Annotated in this window: 1 pseudogene; it reads right to left on the bottom strand. The window is 34.2% G+C overall.

Annotated features, from left to right (window positions below):
- Positions 1-193 precede the first annotated feature (193 nt).
- Positions 194-427: pseudogene (locus CWC16_RS20065) on the bottom strand (transposase); the annotation flags it as partial.

The following is a 427-nucleotide window of genomic DNA, read 5'->3' as shown; positions in this document are numbered from 1 at the left end:
AGACACCCACTCTAATTTAACAAGCAAAACTGTATTATTAGATTTACTTTTTTTTACTCAGCGTTTATCTCTTTTTCTATCGTTATTCATAAAGCACTCATTAAATAAAACATTACCGCTGTTAAACCTAAATTACACGCATAAAAATAACTGCATGTTGCAGTTTCAACTTATCAGCTGAGTAATTAAAGCTTTATGCTAATAACTTTTCACAATTACTTATATTGGCTCGCCGTTTTCTATTTAAATTTTCGCAGTAACCTATTTGTGAAGTAGGCCTGCCTACTGCACCATGAAATACGCGTGTAAATCGGGTCGTGAGTTTTAACCAGTTTTCGGGGGAAATATTCACTCTTTCTAGCATAGGAGGGTTCAAATTATCAATGTGCACACGTTTATCATCTCTTATTATTCGCCATGATATCGG

The organism is Pseudoalteromonas sp. S3776 (assembly GCF_005886915.1).
GTDB lineage: Bacteria > Pseudomonadota > Gammaproteobacteria > Enterobacterales > Alteromonadaceae > Pseudoalteromonas.
The sequence above is the reverse complement of the archived record's forward strand: the minus strand, read 5'-3'. Positions and strand labels throughout refer to the sequence as shown.